We start from the raw sequence: 15,524 nt of genomic DNA on the forward strand, positions 1-15,524 counted from the left end.
CTGAACGGTTTGGTCATGTAGTCGTCCGCGCCCGCGTCCAGCGCACGGATCTTGTCCTCGGAGCCGCTGCGGGCGGAGAGCACGAGCACCGGTACCCCCGGACGCGCGGCCTCCTACTCGATCCGGGGCGAGCCGCGACGGCGTACCAGCCGCCGTGCCGGCAGCATGACCGCCGACATGCCGGCCAGACAGACCACGCCGAGGATGGCGGCGCAGACGGCGGTGGAGACCGACAGCGCGGGCAGTCCCGTCACCGCGAGCGCGAAGGTCAACAGGGTCAGGGCCGCCACCAGCGTGCCGACGATCGTGCCCGTCCCGAGGACGAGCAGTGTCTCCAGCCGCAGCATGGACAGGACCTGGCGGCGCGTCGCTCCGATCAGGCGGAGCAGGGCCAGCTCGCGCCGGCGGGACGCGGTGGCGACGGCCAGCGTGGTCACCACGCCGATCAGGGTGAACAGGGCGATGGCCGCGACCGCCATCAGGCCCGGAAGACCCTGGCTGCGCGCCTGCCCCGTCAGCGACGCGCCGTACTCGGACGCGGATGTGGCGTGCACCCCGGGGAGGCGTTCGGTCACCGGCCGGAGGTCGGCGTCCCCGCTCACCAGCAGGTAGTCGTCATGACCGCCGTCCGTGACGTGCGCGGCGACCAGGTCGTGCGGCAGCAGGACGTCGCCGAAGCCCATCCCGCGGTCGTAGACGGCGACGACCCGGGGGTGGATCACCGTGCCGTCGCCGAGCCAGAGGGACATGGTCTCGCCGAGGTCGTCGCTGTCGCCGATGTTCGAGCTGACCGCGACGGTGTCGTCGCCGCGCAGTGCGGCCAGCGAACCCGAGGTGACGCCCGGATCCAGGTTCGACAGAGCGCCCTTGAGGCCCTGCGCGGGCAGTGACTGGAGCTGGTCGCCGACCGACTTGACGACGGTGGTGCGCTTGACGGCCGTCACCGCGTCCGCCCCGGGCGTCCTGCGCACTTCCTCGTACGCCGCGCTCGGCACGCCCGGACCGTCCGCGACGAGCACGTGGTCCGCGAGCAGGCCGGCGGCCGACTGCATGCGGGTGGCGTTGACGGCCGTGGTCTGGACGAAGAGCTGGCCGGCACCGAAGGAGAGCGCCAGCGCGATCGGTGTGATCACCGACGCCAGCCGGACGGCGGCGACGGAGGCCGTCTCCGCGGCGAGTCGGCCCGGCACCGGGAAGAGCAGTCGCAGCGGGGGGCTCAGGACGCGGATGCCGGCCCGCGCGATCCAGGGCCCCAGGAGCGCGGCGGCCCAGATCAGCGTGAGCGCCAGTCCGCCCATGGCCGCCCTGGCGATCTGCCCGCCGAAGGCGAGCGCCGTGGAGGCCGCGCCCAGCCCGACAGCCAGGAAGAAGAGCCCGGTGACCATCCGCCAGCGCGGCAGCCGCGCCGGCTCCGTCGCCGCCTCGCCCAGGGCCTCGACCGGCCGGACGCGGGAGACGCGCCGGGCCGCGAGCCAGGCGGAGCCGACCGCGGTGAGCACGGTGAGCAGCATGGCTCCGGCGACGGGCAGCGGACCCAGCACGAGCGCCAGCTCCCGCGGGAGGACACCGTGATCGGCCATGAAGCGGTACAGGACGGCCCCGAGCCCAAGCGATCCCAGGCCGCCGAGGAGCGCGGCGGGCACGGCGACCTTCAGGGTGCCGCGGACGATCAGCCGCCGCACCTGCCGGGGGGTGGCACCGATGGCGCGCATCACCGCGAGTTCGCGGGTCCGGTCCCGTACGGAGATGTCCAGCAGCCCGGTCAGGATCAGCAGCACGACCAGCAAGGCGATGCCGCCGATGGACGCGCTCACCCCGATGAGGTCGAGCCGCGCCGCCGCCACGCCCGGGTTCTCGACGTCTCCGCGGGCGGCCCCCGTCGCGACCAGCAGCCCGGGGGCCGCCGCCGAGAGCTCCTCGGGGGACGTGCTCCCGTCGCCGAGGACCACCAGCGCGTCGGCGCGGCCGGGATGGCCGGCGAGCGTCCGCGCCGTCCGGTCGTCGAACCACACGCTCGCGCGGCCGGCGCCGTCCGCCCCCTCTCCACCCGACACCAGGCCGCTGACCCGGTACGGCTCCGGTGCCCGGCCGCCCGCCTGGAGGCGAACGGTCTCCCCGACCGTCGTGCCGCTCCCGGCCGCCATCGCCACCTCGTGCGGTGCCCGCGGGGCATGCCCCGACCGCAGTGCGACCGGTCCGAGCGCGGTCGACTCCCATCCGTGACCGGTGAGTACGGTGCCGTCGGCGGCGACGACGGGGACGGACACATCCGCGACGACCCGTACGACTCCCCGTACCTCCTCCAGCCGTTCGGCCGGGGCGATCGACACCCGTGCGCGTTCCAGCAGCGGTCTGACCTCCGTACGCTCGGACTCACCGGAGTCCACGGTCTTCTCGACCCGCTGGCTCGCGGCGACGACGGCCACGGCCGGGGCATAGCGGTCGACCGCCCCGTGCGCCCGCAGCGCCGATTCGAGGAGGACACCGAACGCGCCCGTCAGCGCGGCGGCGAAGAGCAGCGCCGCCGCCACGCCTGCGGCGATCCCGCGCCTCACAGCGAGTCCCAGCGGGCCAGGACGGCTTCCGCGGACGGAGCGGTCAGTTCGTCGACGATCCGGCCCCCTCCGAGGAAGACGACGCTGTCGGCCCACGCGGCCGCCACCGGGTCATGGGTGACGAGGACGACGGTCCGTCCCATCTCGTCGACCGCCTCCCGCAGCAGCTTCAGGACGTGCCCGGCCGACCTGGGGTCGAGCGCGGCCGTCGGCTCGTCCGCGAAGACGATCTCGGGGCGCGTCACCAGTGCCCTGGCGACCGCCACGCGCTGCTGCTGGCCACCCGACAGCCGCGCGGGAAGGTGCCCGAGCCGGCCCTCCATCCCGACCCGGTGGACGATCTCCGTCAGCCACTGCCGGTCGGCCTTCCGGCCGCCGAGGGACAGCGGGAGGGTGATGTTCCGCTCGACGTTCATCGACGGCATCAGGTTGTAGCCCTGGAAGACGAAACCGATCCGCTCGCGGCGCAGCCGGGTCAGCTCGGCCTCGCGCAGCCCGCCCATGTCCACGCCGCCCAGCCGGACCGATCCGTTCGTCGGCCGGTCGAGGCCGGACGCGCAGTGCAGGAACGTGCTCTTGCCCGAGCCGGACGGGCCCATGATCGCGGTGAAGCTGCCGGTACGGAACCCCCAGCTCACCTGCTCCAGCGCGGTCACCTCGCCGTACGACTTGGAAACCTGGTCCAGGGACACGGCGTACGGTGTCTCCCCGCTCGTCGTCTTCCGTCGCATGATGTGGCCCTTCGATGCCCTCGGTCGGTCAAGATCAGGCTTCGAAACTAGGCTCGGGAGCGGGCAGGCCGGCAGCGGTCACGCCCCCGCTCCGCAGGTGTAGCCCGCTCCACCATCACGGTGGAGCGGGGTAGGTATGACAAGGAATCAACCGTGACGTACCGTCGTGATCCATGGACCTGAAGGCACGCGCACGCCACAGCCTGCGTTCCACGTGGTATCTCCTCGGCGGCCTCACGACCGCGCTGCCGTCCCTGGCCGGCTACGTGCTGTTGCCGCTCGTCTGCCTCACACTGATCGTCGCGCCGGTGCTGCCGTGGGCGATCCGCCCCCTGCGGGCCCTCGCCGACGTCGAGCGCCGACGCGCGGAACACCGCGTCGGCCGTCCGGTGCGACGCGCGTACCCCGCACTCCAGGGCAGCGCCCGCCGGCAGACCCTGCAGCTGCTGCGATCCCCCGGGACCGGCAAGGACGTGGCGTGGATGCTGGTCCACGGCATGGTCGGCCTGATCCTGCCCGTCCTCGTCCTCGGCGTCCTGTTCAGCCTCCTGCTGACCCTCTCGATCCCGATCTGGTGGTGGACCGTCCCCAGCGGCACCCTCACCCTCCTCGCCGCCCCCCTGACGACCTGGCTGCAGGCGATCGTCCTGTCGGCGGTCTGCGTCTGGATCTTCACTCTCCTCTTCCTCTGGCTGGCCCCGGCCGCGGCGCGGCTGGAGACCCGCATCGCGGAAATGCTGTTGGGGAACTGGACCGGAGCCGGACGCCGGATCGAGGAGCTGACCGCCTCACGGGCCGGGGCGCTCCAGGCACACGAAGCGGAACTCCGCAGGATCGAAAGGGACTTGCACGACGGCACCCAGGCGCAGCTCGTCGCGGTCGCCATGCGGCTCGGCCTCGCCGACCGCAAGTTCGACAAGGACCCCGCGAGCGCCAGGAAACTCGTACTCGACGCGAGGACGACCGTGGACGAGGCACTCGTGCAGCTGCGTACGGTGATCCGCGGCATCCACCCGCCGATCCTCTCCGACCGCGGGCTGAACGGCGCCATCCGGTCCCTCGCCGCGGGACGTACGATCCCGGTCGCCCTCGACCTGCCCGACCCCGCCCGCCGGCCGCCGGCCGCCGTCGAGGCCGCTGCCTACTTCGTCGTCGCCGAGGCCCTCACCAACATCGCCCGGCACAGCGAAGCGCGGGAGGCGCGGGTCTCCCTCCGGTACGAGCGGACGGGGCTGCGCGTCCTCGTCCAGGACGACGGGCGCGGCGGCGCGGTGCAGGGGTCCGGCACGGGAAGCGGACTCGCAGGGGTGTGCCAGCGCGTCGCCGCCCTGGACGGTACGACGAGGATCGACAGCCCTGTCGGTCTCGGAACGACGATTGAGGTGGTACTGCCGTGCGGATCGTGATCGCGGAGGACAACGTCCTTCTCCGCGAGGGCCTGATTCTGTTGCTGGAGGACGTCGGCCACGAGATCGTCGCCGTCGTGGGGAGCGGGCCCGAGGTGGTGCCCACACTGCTCGAACACCGGCCCGACGCGGCCGTGCTCGACGTACGGCTGCCCCCCGGATTCCGCGACGAGGGCCTCCGAGCGGCCATCGAGGCCCGCAGGCTGATGCCGGGCCTGCCCATCCTGGTCCTGTCCCAGTACGTCGAGGAGAGCTACGCCGCCGAACTGCTGGGCCAGGGCGCCTCCGGCGTCGGCTACCTGCTCAAGGACCGGGTCTCCCACATCGAGGAGTTCCAGCAGGCCCTGGAGCGGGTCGCCGCCGGGGGCACCGCGCTCGACCCCGACGTGGTCTCCCAGCTCATGACCCGTCGCGACCCCCTGAACGCGCTGTCCCCGCGCGAACGCGAGGTCCTCAGCCTCATGGCCCAGGGCCTCGACAACCCGACGATCGCGACCACCCTGTTCATCACCGAGCGGTCGGTCAGCAAGCACATCGGCAACATCCTCGCCAAGCTGAACCTGCCCCCGAGCGACAGCGGCCACCGCCGGGTCCTGGCCGTCCTCGCCTACCTGAAGGCATGACCCCCTCACGGGCCGTGACGGCGGTCGCCGCCCCCACCCCGCGGGTGTAGCTGGCTACACCCGCGGTTCGGGAGCAGGACCCGATGTGCCGGTATGGGGCCGGCGGCGAGAGTGGATGACGTAAGCGACCCGCTCTCGCCGCCCCGCAGAGGGACGTCGGGGACACACCCAGGAGGAACCCCCCATGAGGCCCGCACTCTGGCTGCTGCTCGCCCTCTCCACCGCCGCCGCGGTCTACGTCAGCACCTTCGCCGACTACACCGGCTCCACCCGGGTCATGGCCTCGGTGGGCTCGGGCGTCGTCTTCGTCGGCTCGATACTCGGCCTGTGGCTGACGAGCAGCAAGGAGTGACCTGCGCTAACGGGTGACGAATGACGAGGCTGTCCGGCACGATCCGGACAGCCTCTTCTGTTTTCTTCGCCCCGCGTGCCGTGGGCATGCGGACCGCCGACGGCCGCCCCGAGGCGGCCTTGGTGACGTTGCGGGATGTGTGAACCCCGCACCTGTGCGGCCGCGCGGCGGAGAACACCTCGGCGAGTGCCGACCGAACGGCGGTGCCGAGGCGCTGCTCCGCCGCCGGGACGAAGTCCCCGGGCGACCCCCTACCGGCGCCCGCCTTGGTCCGCGAGGCTTCTCACGCCACCGGTCCCAGCCCATGATGGCGGAATGGCCATCGGCGAGGATCTCCTCTGGGACGCGGCGGACAAGGGAACGCGAACCCGCGCACGGCTACGGCGCTTGGCGGTCACGGCCGGCTGTGCCGGCCTGTTCGTCCTGGTGCTGTGGGCGTACTCCGACAGCACATGGGCGGCCTGCGCGGCCGCTGCCTACGTGCTCGCGGAGATCTCGTACCGGGTGTGGGACCGGCGGCGCCTGGTCGAAGTGCAGATCGTCACCGGAGACGCCGACAGCCGTGTCACGCTCCGGCTGCGGCAGGCCGATGGACGGACCACCGAACACGACCCCCACCACGTCACCCGGGTGCTCATCATCCACGACAACGTCGTCCACTCAGCGAAACTGCGCCTGCGCCTGCGCGGCAAGCGCGTCCTCCGCGGACGCCCGGGCCGTCCCCCGTCCCTCACCACATGGCGCAGTGCCTGCCCCACAGCCCACGTCCGGGAGAGAGGCGCCTGGTGGGGCATGCCCGGGATCCCCGACTAGGGGGTGTTTCGAAAGTCCTGTGCGGTGCCCGCGGTGTCCGGTGCGTGCCCTCGGCGTGCCGGACGAAGGCCCTCGTAGCGCGGGACTTCCGAAACACCCCCTAGGACCGCACGGTGCCGAAGGGTCGAGGCAGCCACTCGTCGAGGACCTCGTCGGGCCTCTTGGCCGGGACGAGTTCCAAGGGGGCGGGTGCGGTGCTCCGTCGCCCCTGTAGTCCCCCTGCAGTACACGGTTTCCGGCGCTCTTCCAGCCGAGGCGCTTGGGGAGCGGACGGTCGCCGGCGTCCGCCTGCCGGGGCGGAGGCGGAGCGGGAGCCTTGGCCGTCGCCCATTTCATCTGCCGTACATGGAAACGGAGTTACCGCTCCCCTACTGTCGTCGCCATGGCAGCAGGCTTCTTCACCTCGCGCCGCCACGTCGACCAGGGACGTGTGGCGAGCGCCCTGTGTCCGGTCCTCTCGGCGCGCTGACCGCGCCCTCTCTCCCCCACGGGATCCCCTCTGGCGTCTTGCCTGACTCCCGTCGTTTCCCCTTCTCTCCGCACCGCGGGCCGGCGGATCGTCGCGTCGTCCGTCTGTTCGCCGTGCCCCCTTGCGCAAAGGCATCCAGGAGGAATGGACATCATGAGCGAGAACCGACGTCCGCCGGTGAGCCGCAGAGGCTTCCTCGGCGGCGCCGCCGCCGTGGCGGCCGCGACCGCCGTACCCGGCCTGGCCCAGATCGGCGGCGCCGCCCCCGCCGCTGCCGCCGCCCGGCCGAACATCCTGCTGATCGTCACCGACGACCAGCCCAAGCAGACCGAGTGGGCCCTGCCCAAGACCGTCGCCTGGCTCGCCGACCAAGGCGTTCGCTTCACCCACGGACACGTCACCACCCCGCTGTGCGCGCCCTCTCGCTCCAGCGTCTTCTCCGGACGTCACGCCCACCACCACGGCGTGCGCAACAACAAGGCCTCGCACGCCCTGGACCAGAGCACCACGGTGCAGAAGTACCTCCACCAGGCGGGCTACCGCACCGGGCTGTTCGGCAAGTACCTCAACTCCTGGGCCCTGGAGGACAACCCGCCGCACTTCGAGGAGTTCGCCCTCCTCCAGCCCGGATACGTCGACGCCCGGTGGAACGTCGACGGCACCGTCCAGACGATCAACGGCTACACCACCACCGTCATCAAGAACCGCACGCTGAAGTTCCTCGACAAGGCCGCCACCGACACCAGGCCCTGGTTCGCCTACGTCACGCCCTACGCCTCCCACGGCCCGCGCACCCCCGAGGCGAAGTACGCCGACACCGTGGTCCCGGACTGGAACGGCCGCCCCTCCGTCCCCGAGAGCGACCGCAGCGACAAGCCGGGCTACATCAAGAACGCCACCGGCACCCTCGCCGACGGCCGGGCCATCCGCGCCGAGCAGCTGCGCACCCTGCTCTCCGTCGACGACGCGGTGCAGGCCTTCAAGGACAAGCTCCAGGCGCTCGGCCAGCTCGACAACACCCTCGTCGTCTACATCGGGGACAACGGCTTCAGCTGGGCGGACCACGGCTGGACCGCCAAGTCGGTGCCCTACCGGCCCGCGCACGAGGTGCCGTTCTACCTCTCCTGGCCCGCCGGCGGGCTGGGCGCGGGCACCGTGGACGACCGCATCGTGGCGAACATCGACATCGCACCGACCCTCCTCGATGCGGCGGGCATCACCCCGAGCGCCCCGCAGGACGGCAGGTCCCTGCTCAGCGGGTACAGCCGCGACCACCTCCTGGTGGAGTGGTGGAAGCAGGGCACCGGTGCCGGCGGCGCGCCCACCTGGTCGTCGTACGTCGCCAAGGACAAGCAGTACACGGAGTACTACGACCTGACGACCGACGCGAACGGCACGGTGACAGGCACCGGCCAGGTGACGTTCCGCGAGTACTACGACCTGGCGAACGACCCCCACCAGCTCGTCAACAAGCTGTACCAGGCCACGCCGGCCCAGGAACAGGCCCTCGGCGTCCCCGCCCTGGCCGCGCAGCTCGCCGCCGACCGCGTGGCCTGAGCCGCGTCACGACCGCCGTCGGCCGGCGCCCGTACTGCGCGGCACGGGCGCCGGCCGCCCCTCGTTCCCACGGAGCCCTCATGCCCGAATGCTGCACGCCCGGTCACGCCCACGCCCGGGTGCCGGTCCTCGCCCCGCCCCTCCCTTCGCCGCCACCCTCCCGAGTGGCCCGGCAGTTGCTCGCCCTGCCCGGCGGGCACTTCCTCATGGGCACCGACGATCCGGAGGGCTTCCCCGCGGATGCCGAGGGGCCGGTCCGCGACGTCGTCCTCGCACCCTTCCGGATCGCGGCGACGACCGTGACGAACGTCCAGTTCGCCACCTTCGCCAAGACCACCGGGTACGTCACCGACGCGGAGCGCTTCGGGTTCTCCTTCGTCTTCGGAGCCTTCCTCCGAGAGGAGGTGGCCGCCGTGTCCCCTTCCGTGGCGGCCGTCCCCTGGTGGCGGACGGTGGAGGGAGCCGACTGGCGGCATCCCGAGGGGCCCGGCTCCCACGTCACCGACCGGCAGAACCACCCCGTCGTCCACGTGTCCTGGCACGACGCCCAGGCCTACTGCGCATGGTCCGGCACCCGGCTGCCCACCGAGGCCGAATGGGAGTACGCGGCCCGCGGCGGCCTGGAACAGCGCCGCTACCCGTGGGGCGACGAACTCACGCCCGGCGGGCGCCACATGTGCAACATCTGGCAGGGCGACTTCCCGGGCCTCAACATCCTCGACGACGGCTACGCGGGCACGGCCCCCGTGAAGTCGTTCCGCCCCAACGGCTTCGGCCTCCACAACACGGTCGGCAACGTCTGGGAATGGTGCGCGGACGCCTTCACTCCCGGCGATGAGACCTCCCGGGCGATGCGCGGCGGCTCCTACCTGTGCCACGACTCCTACTGCAACCGCTACCGGGTGGCCGCCCGCAGCTCCAACACGCCCGACAGCTCGACCGGCAACATCGGCTTCCGCGTGGCTGCCGACGCCACCTGAGCCCGCGGTGTCCTCTGGCGACGGTCGGCATCGCACGCAGGTGGCCTGGGGCGAATCCTCGTCACCCACAGCGTGGCCGATGAGTTTCCTGCTCAGGATCGGTCCAAGCTTGTGGCACCTGAGGAAAGGACACCGCCATGTCGGAACTTCTCGTCGACTTCATCACCTCCCTCGACGGCTATGCATCGGGAGTGGGATGGCCCGGGTTCTGGGGCCTCGAGGGCCCGGAGTACCTTGCGTGGCTCGGCGAGCAGCCCGAGGCCACCTACCTGATGGGTGCGAACACCTACCGTCTGATGTCGGGCTTCGCCGCCGGCGAGGTCCCCAGCGGTCAGGAAGATTTCAGGCCTGAGGAAGAGGCGTCCGTCGACGCGCTCACGCGGGCTCCCAAGGTGGTGTTCTCCTCCTCCCTCGACGAGCCGCTGACGTGGGCCAACTCCACGCTCGTCCGCGACGACGCCGTCGAGACGGTCCGTGCCATGAAGTCGACCGGTTCAGGGCTCCTCACCACGATCGGCAGCCTCAGCCTGTGCCGGTCCCTGCTGCGTGCCGGACTCGTCGACCGCTTCCGGGTCGGGATGTTCCCGGTGATCACCGGGGCCACCGGCGAGGAACGCATCTACGACGGCTATCCGGACGTCGCCCTCGAAATGATCGAGCACCGAACCTTCGACCGGGGCATCCAGCTGGTCGAGTACAAGCCCCGCGTGCTCGAACACCCGCCGCTCGGCGTCCCTGCCTGACGTCGTCCCACCACCGCCGGTCTGGAGGCCACCGGCATGCCGCTCGCCGTCGCCCTGGCGTCGGCGGTCGTCGGGACGGTCTGTACTCCCTTCGGGGGACCATCGCGGGTGGCGCACGCGTCGAGACGTCGACGAGGCGCGACACTCGGCGGGTGCTCAGCAGCCTCCGCGACCGCGCGCTCCCCGAACACCAGCGAAGGACACTGGAGGAGCTGGAGGAGGATCTGGACCTGTCGGCCGGGGACAGCCGCGCGAAGCAGTCGGCGTTCTGGTCCATGCTGTTCCTGTCGACTGTCATCGCGGCCGGCGGAGTGCTGACGGACTCCACCGCCACCGTGATCGGCGCGATGATCATCGCCCCGCTGTCCACACCGATCATGGGAATCGCCCTCGGCGCCGTGCAACGCCGACGGTCGACGGCGGCCGTGTTCGTCGTCGCGGGCGGGCTGCTGGTCGTGGCGCTCGGAGCCCTGTTCTCGCTGGTGCTGCCCGCCTCGTACGACCTGCTGTCCAACAGCCAGATCTCCAGCCGTACCTCGCCCGGCCTGATGGACCTGGTGGCTGCGCTCGCCACCGGTTTCGCAGGGGCCCTGGCGCTCTCCCGCCGGGACGTCGCCGCGGTCCTGCCCGGAGTGGCGATCGCCATCTCGCTGGTACCGCCGCTGGTGGTGACCGGCGTCTGCCTCGGGCAGGCCGCGTGGTGGCTGGCCCTGGGATCGTCCGTCCTGTTCGTGTCGAACCTGCTGGCCCTCGTGTTCGCCGGCATGGTGGTGTTCGGCGGCCTTGGCTACGCGACGGCCGACCGCCGACAGCAGACGGGCGGCGCGCGCAGGACCTACCTGGCGCTCGGCCTGCTGTTCGGAGCGGTGGGCCTGCTGCTGGCGGCGAACACCGCGGCCACCGTTCTCGTGCAGCTGTGGACCACACGGGCCACGAACAGCGCCACGCGGTGGCTGGCAGCATCGCCCGGGGCGTCCGTCGTCAACGTCAGTGCGCAGTCGCGGACCCTTTACATCCAGGTCCGTACGCCAAGCGATCTGCCGCCGGTCGAGACGCTTCTCGCCGATCTCCAGGGTCAGATCCCCGACGGAGTGCCCGTCGTGGTCGTCACCAACGAAGGACGCCAGGTCCAGGCCGGACGCGTCGGAGACTGACGGGCCGTCCGGGGTCATGGCCGGGAAAGCCCGGCGGCGCATCACCCGAGTGAGACCGAACTAGATCGTCTACAACGAAACCATCTGCTACGGTCTCCTTGTCGACGCCTCAGTCCCCGCCCCCACACCATCGAGCGTTCGAAAGGCTGACCGCCATGAGCCAGTCCATCACCACCGAGACCGCGCCCGGCACCACCCAGAACGACGGCCCGGCCCCCCGAGCCCTCACCGACCAGGAGCTCTCCGAGCTTTTGAGCCAGCAGCAGTTCGGCGTACTCGCGAGCGTCAGGAGGACCGGCCACCCGCACCTGTCGACCGTCCTCTACGACTGGAACGCCGAGGAACGCGTCCTGCGGATCTCCTCCACCGCTGACCGACTCAAGGTCCGCCAGTTGCGCCGCGATCCGCACACCTCACTACACGTCAGCGGCCCGGACATCTGGTCGTTCGCCGTGGCGGAGGGAGAGGCGGAGATAGTGGACCCGGCCGACGGGAGGGCCCCCGGCGAGCACTCGCTGCCCGACCGGCGCGTGACGATCCTGGTCCGGGTCTCGCGTCTGTACGGCACCGCCTTGGACGTCCCCGCCCAGAACTGAGGAACCCGCGCCGAGGTGGAGCACCTCGATCCAGCACCACCCGCGGACGAAGCCCATCGGCACCGGTGGCCGCGCTGAGGCCTCAGCAGCCAGGGGGAAGGAGTCCCGCGACGAGACCCACGCGGGCGAGACGACCGTACAGGCGAAGCCGAAGACGACCGTGGCCATCGGTGGGCAGGCCCGGTCCTGCTGCTGCGGGCGGGGCCTGTCGGCCCCGCCCGCGTGTCGTCACCACAAGTGGCGTACTCCGTAGATGATGCTGCCGGCGAGGCTCAGACCGGAGCCGTAGGCGAGGCCGCGCAGGAAGTGGTCGAACGCGGCGCGGCACTGGAGCCGGACGTACTCACCGACCTGGCCGTAGCCAGTCTCGGCCGGCCTCCCGAGCGGCATGTCGGTCCTCCTGATGAAGGCCATCGCGGCCTTCCCGCTGCGGTCGATGTGCAGCGTTCGAGTGCGCCGAGGGAGCACGACGAGCCGGGGTATGCCTCCGGGCGCGGCTTCCGCCCCCCTCCCTTCGATCGCGGCCGACGAGGGCGTGGTCAGTATCCGACTGCTGACGGCGGTACTCATGCCTTCGACAACCGGACTCGGCAACCGGGCGGCACTGGCACTGACCTGAGTTCACCCTTGGTGACGGTCTCCTTCCCCGGCAGGAGGGAAGTTGCTCGTCCGTCCGGGGCGGAACGCATCCGCCCGATCCGGCCGCGGGCCCGAGGCGAACTTCGCTCGGTCCGTCTTGTGATCAGCGTGCATGCGCATCGGGTTCGCGGGCACAAGGACCTGGAGCGGAGGACATGGCCGCTCCTTCAGGGCCCGCGGCCTCCCCCGTCCGTAGGGCCCGGGCACGGTGGGGACCGGCCCGCGCCCGTGGACGGCGCGGGCCGGTCATCGCGCGTCTGCCGGCGGGGGCGTCTCACTCGGCGGTGGACCCAGGCCGTGAAGTCGTCGGAGAGTCCTGGCGGGTTGGCCGCCGCGGTGCGGCGCGCGGTTCCCTCGTAGTACTCCGGCTCGTGGAGAACCACGGGCACCGGCCTGCCCATGGCGCCCTCGATGACACCGTCGTCATGGAGGTCACGGGCGAGGTGGACGCAGGCCCGGTGGAACTGGGCCCCGATCAGCGCCGCGGTCGGCCCCACGATCGTCATCCACTCCTCGGGGCACGTGGGCTCGTCGTACCAGAGTCCGAGCTCGCTGATCCACTGCCGGCGTGCTGCGGCTCCGTCGGGGTCTCGGGTGAGGTCACCGATCACCGTGAGCTCGTTCTGGAGCCAGAAGGCGTGGTTCCACCGGGCTTCCGCTGCGTCGGAAGCGTCCGCGGTGGCGCGGCGGAGCTGCGTCCGGGTGTTGTACCCGATGGCCAGCGTGGGCTGTCGCGGATCGCCCCTCTCGTTGTCCATGAGGAACGAGAGGACATAGATGTCCTCAGCCTCGTCGGACCGGATCGAGCTGATCGCCCGCTCGGCGAGGGCCCGGAGATGGCCTGGGAAGGTCACGGTGTCGGAGCCTTTCGAGTGCGGTGGCCGGCCTGTGCCGCCGAGTCGCCGGCACGGAATGCCCACCTTCTCCGTCCGTACGGATACATGGTCCGGTCATCGGAGTGGGCGGTCCTGCACCGTCAGCCGAGCGGGCGCTCCAGGAACTTCGCCGGAGCCAGTTCGAGGAACCCGGCCGTCACGGTCGCCAGCCGTACGTCCTCGGGTCCGGCGGATTCGTCCACCAGGGTACGGAAGGTCAGTTCCAGGGCCCGGTCGCCTTCCCGCACGAGGAGGGTGGTGATCCGGGCCTGCTGCCCGGCGGGCCCCGCAAGCATGGTGCGCATCAGCGCTTCGTCCCCGTACCTCGGCTCCACCGCGAGCGGTTCGCTTGGGTCCCCCGCCGGATCCAGCACCTGGACGGTGATCTTCTGGCCACTGATGTCCATGGTCCAGGCGTCGCACTCCGCGTACACCCGTCGCATGTCGGCCATCCAGGCAGCCGCCGCCCCCGCCGGCCGCTCCGAGACGCCCAGGTCGACGACGATCGAGGAGTCGGCGTTCACGAAGGAGGTCCTCACCTCCCTCGCCGCCTTGTCGCAGAACGCCTGGTTCAGCAGGCCCGTGAGCTCCGGGGTGGCAGCGGTCATCGGCGGCGGGTCCTCGTCGGACGAGGGCGACTCAAGCTCGGTGAAGTCGCCGAGGCCCGTGCCGGCCAGGTCCGCCTCCGAGGCCAGCAGCCGCTCAAGGTCCACAAGTCCGGAGGCAGAATTCACGGCGTTCTCCTTTGCGGGCTGACGTGTCAGCCGTTCTTCCCGTCGGACAGAACACTGCCGGGCGCTCCCCTCGACAGCTATCCGCTTTCGACGGCCGTAGGGGCGCGTTTCCGGATGGCGCAGAGTCCGACAGTGTCGGTTCAGCTGAAGCGGTGGGCGTTTCGCAGCGTTTGCGAGGGCGTCTCCCCATAGGCTTCCCGGTAATGCCCGGTGAACCTGCCCAGGTGCGTGAATCCCCACCGCAGGGCCACATCGGTGACGTTGCCCGGCGCCCGTCCTTCGGCTATGGCCACCAGGTCGCGGCGCACATGGGTCAGCCGAACGCTGCGCAGATAGGCCAGTGGAGTGGTGTTCAGATGCTTCCGGAAGCCCTCTCTCAGTCGTGAGACGCTCACACCGGCCGCCCGCGCCATGTCACCCGGCGATATCGGCTCCTGGGCATGTGCGGCACAGAAGTCCCTGGCCCTGCGTACGGCAGGGGGCATGGCGACGCCCCCGCGGCCGCCCACAGCATCGCTGAACGCGTGGGACTGCAGATCCAGCAGGCCGTCCACCAGGAGGTTCTCGAAGTGCCCCAGCGCCAGGGGTGAACGGGCAGCCAATCCGGAATCCACGAACTCGGCGAACTGTCCCGCCAGCCCCAACCACACCCGTACCAGGTCCGTCCTCTCGTCCAGAACGGGTTCGAACGACAGCGGTCTGTCCGGCAGCTCGCCGAGCCTGACGGCGACGGCCGCGTCGGCAACCTGCCGCGGAATGAGCAGGATGCGGTTGAGGGTCTCCCGGCTCCAGCGCATCGACATGGTCTGACCAGGTCCCGCGATGGTGCGAGTGGAGGAGAGCGTCTTTCCGTCCAGGGTGACGACACCATCGCCGGCGAGGGGGATGTTGACGGTGTAGAAATCGAGGGGCTCTGCGGGCGTGACGGTGATCTCAGCGCCGTACCCGAGCTCGTAGAGCGCCACCGCTCCTTCGTGTGCGCACTCGAAACGGCCTTCGAGCCGCGCATCGTTGAGGACGTTCAGGCGGTGTGGCGCGAACCGCGTACTGACCAGCTCGTGCAACTCCTCGACATCGCTGCCGCGAAAGAGAACCTCCCGTCCCCGCCCCCCGCAACCAGTCGGCTCATCGTCCGCACCAGCACTTCTGCCGGACACCTGCATCTCCCCACGTCAGCAAGCCTTTTCACGCCGATCCTGGCATGCGCCAGGTGGACTCGTGCAACGCGCACGCGGGCGCGCGTGCCTCTCGGCGTGACCGCGTTCGCGGAGGGCGGGTGACCCGAAGCAGGTCCGCC

The 15,524-nt window shown here is 71.1% G+C and carries 15 protein-coding genes and 1 pseudogene; 9 read left to right on the plus strand and 7 right to left on the minus strand.

Going from position 1 to position 15,524, the window contains the following annotated elements; all coding sequences use genetic code 11:
- From ABTY59_RS23405 to ABTY59_RS23415, 3 genes and pseudogenes are all read right to left on the minus strand, one after another.
- Positions 1 to 95, minus strand: a pseudogene (locus ABTY59_RS23405) (DNA-binding response regulator); the annotation flags it as partial.
- 18 nt (positions 96 to 113) lie between these two features.
- Positions 114 to 2,555 carry an ABC transporter permease gene (locus tag ABTY59_RS23410; RefSeq protein WP_352020950.1) on the minus strand — a complete coding sequence of 814 codons (2,442 nt, stop codon included), beginning with the start codon at positions 2,553 to 2,555 and terminating at the stop codon, positions 114 to 116.
- The gene (locus tag ABTY59_RS23415) at positions 2,552 to 3,286 is read right to left on the minus strand and encodes an ABC transporter ATP-binding protein (protein WP_352020951.1); all 735 of its coding nucleotides are present in this window, start codon (positions 3,284 to 3,286) and stop codon (positions 2,552 to 2,554) included. The genes ABTY59_RS23410 and ABTY59_RS23415 overlap by 4 nt, the downstream gene beginning before the upstream one ends.
- A 173-nt stretch (positions 3,287 to 3,459) precedes the next feature.
- Between ABTY59_RS23415 and ABTY59_RS23420 the strand changes: the two genes are divergently transcribed.
- The 9 genes from ABTY59_RS23420 to ABTY59_RS23460 all read left to right on the plus strand — a co-directional run bounded on the left by ABTY59_RS23420 (position 3,460) and on the right by ABTY59_RS23460 (position 11,979).
- A complete protein-coding gene (locus ABTY59_RS23420; RefSeq protein WP_352020952.1) occupies positions 3,460 to 4,692 on the plus strand; it encodes a sensor histidine kinase in 1,233 nt (410 codons plus the stop codon).
- Complete coding sequence (locus ABTY59_RS23425) at positions 4,680 to 5,315, plus strand: LuxR C-terminal-related transcriptional regulator (protein ID WP_352020953.1); 636 nt, start codon at positions 4,680 to 4,682, stop codon at positions 5,313 to 5,315. Before ABTY59_RS23420 ends, ABTY59_RS23425 begins: the two co-directional genes overlap by 13 nt.
- Before the next feature lie 184 nt (positions 5,316 to 5,499).
- Positions 5,500 to 5,667, plus strand: coding sequence for a hypothetical protein (locus tag ABTY59_RS23430; protein ID WP_352020954.1), 168 nt, complete (start codon positions 5,500 to 5,502; stop codon positions 5,665 to 5,667).
- 315 nt (positions 5,668 to 5,982) lie between these two features.
- Complete coding sequence (locus ABTY59_RS23435; RefSeq protein WP_352020955.1) at positions 5,983 to 6,480, plus strand: hypothetical protein; 498 nt, start codon at positions 5,983 to 5,985, stop codon at positions 6,478 to 6,480.
- A gap of 622 nt (positions 6,481 to 7,102) precedes the next feature.
- The gene (locus tag ABTY59_RS23440; RefSeq protein WP_352020956.1) at positions 7,103 to 8,506 is read left to right on the plus strand and encodes a sulfatase family protein; all 1,404 of its coding nucleotides are present in this window, start codon (positions 7,103 to 7,105) and stop codon (positions 8,504 to 8,506) included.
- 80 nt (positions 8,507 to 8,586) lie between these two features.
- Positions 8,587 to 9,486 carry a formylglycine-generating enzyme family protein gene (locus ABTY59_RS23445; RefSeq protein WP_352020957.1) on the plus strand — a complete coding sequence of 300 codons (900 nt, stop codon included), beginning with the start codon at positions 8,587 to 8,589 and terminating at the stop codon, positions 9,484 to 9,486.
- A 137-nt stretch (positions 9,487 to 9,623) separates the two neighbouring features.
- Positions 9,624 to 10,229, plus strand: a complete 606-nt coding sequence (locus ABTY59_RS23450) for a dihydrofolate reductase family protein (protein WP_352020958.1) — start codon at positions 9,624 to 9,626, stop codon at positions 10,227 to 10,229.
- 152 nt (positions 10,230 to 10,381) lie between these two features.
- Complete coding sequence (locus ABTY59_RS23455) at positions 10,382 to 11,383, plus strand: DUF389 domain-containing protein (protein ID WP_352020959.1); 1,002 nt, start codon at positions 10,382 to 10,384, stop codon at positions 11,381 to 11,383.
- 155 nt (positions 11,384 to 11,538) lie between these two features.
- Positions 11,539 to 11,979, plus strand: a complete 441-nt coding sequence (locus tag ABTY59_RS23460) for a pyridoxamine 5'-phosphate oxidase family protein (protein ID WP_352020960.1) — start codon at positions 11,539 to 11,541, stop codon at positions 11,977 to 11,979.
- A 228-nt stretch (positions 11,980 to 12,207) separates the two neighbouring features.
- Here ABTY59_RS23460 and ABTY59_RS23465 read toward each other — a convergent pair whose 3' ends face one another.
- The 4 genes from ABTY59_RS23465 to ABTY59_RS23480 form a co-directional block, all read right to left on the minus strand.
- Entirely contained in the window at positions 12,208 to 12,369 is a 162-nt protein-coding gene (locus tag ABTY59_RS23465) for a hypothetical protein (protein WP_352020961.1), read from the minus strand.
- Between the two features lie 416 nt (positions 12,370 to 12,785).
- Positions 12,786 to 13,472, minus strand: a complete 687-nt coding sequence (locus ABTY59_RS23470) for a hypothetical protein (protein WP_352020962.1) — start codon at positions 13,470 to 13,472, stop codon at positions 12,786 to 12,788.
- Positions 13,473 to 13,594: 122 nt separating this feature from the next.
- Entirely contained in the window at positions 13,595 to 14,227 is a 633-nt protein-coding gene (locus tag ABTY59_RS23475) for a hypothetical protein (RefSeq protein WP_352020963.1), read from the minus strand.
- Between the two features lie 140 nt (positions 14,228 to 14,367).
- Positions 14,368 to 15,384 (minus strand): AraC family transcriptional regulator, encoded by a 1,017-nt coding sequence (locus ABTY59_RS23480; protein ID WP_352020964.1) that lies wholly within the window; start codon positions 15,382 to 15,384, stop codon positions 14,368 to 14,370.
- Positions 15,385 to 15,524 lie beyond the last annotated feature (140 nt).

It is taken from the genome of Streptomyces sp. NPDC096079 (genome assembly GCF_040303145.1).
GTDB lineage: Bacteria > Actinomycetota > Actinomycetes > Streptomycetales > Streptomycetaceae > Streptomyces.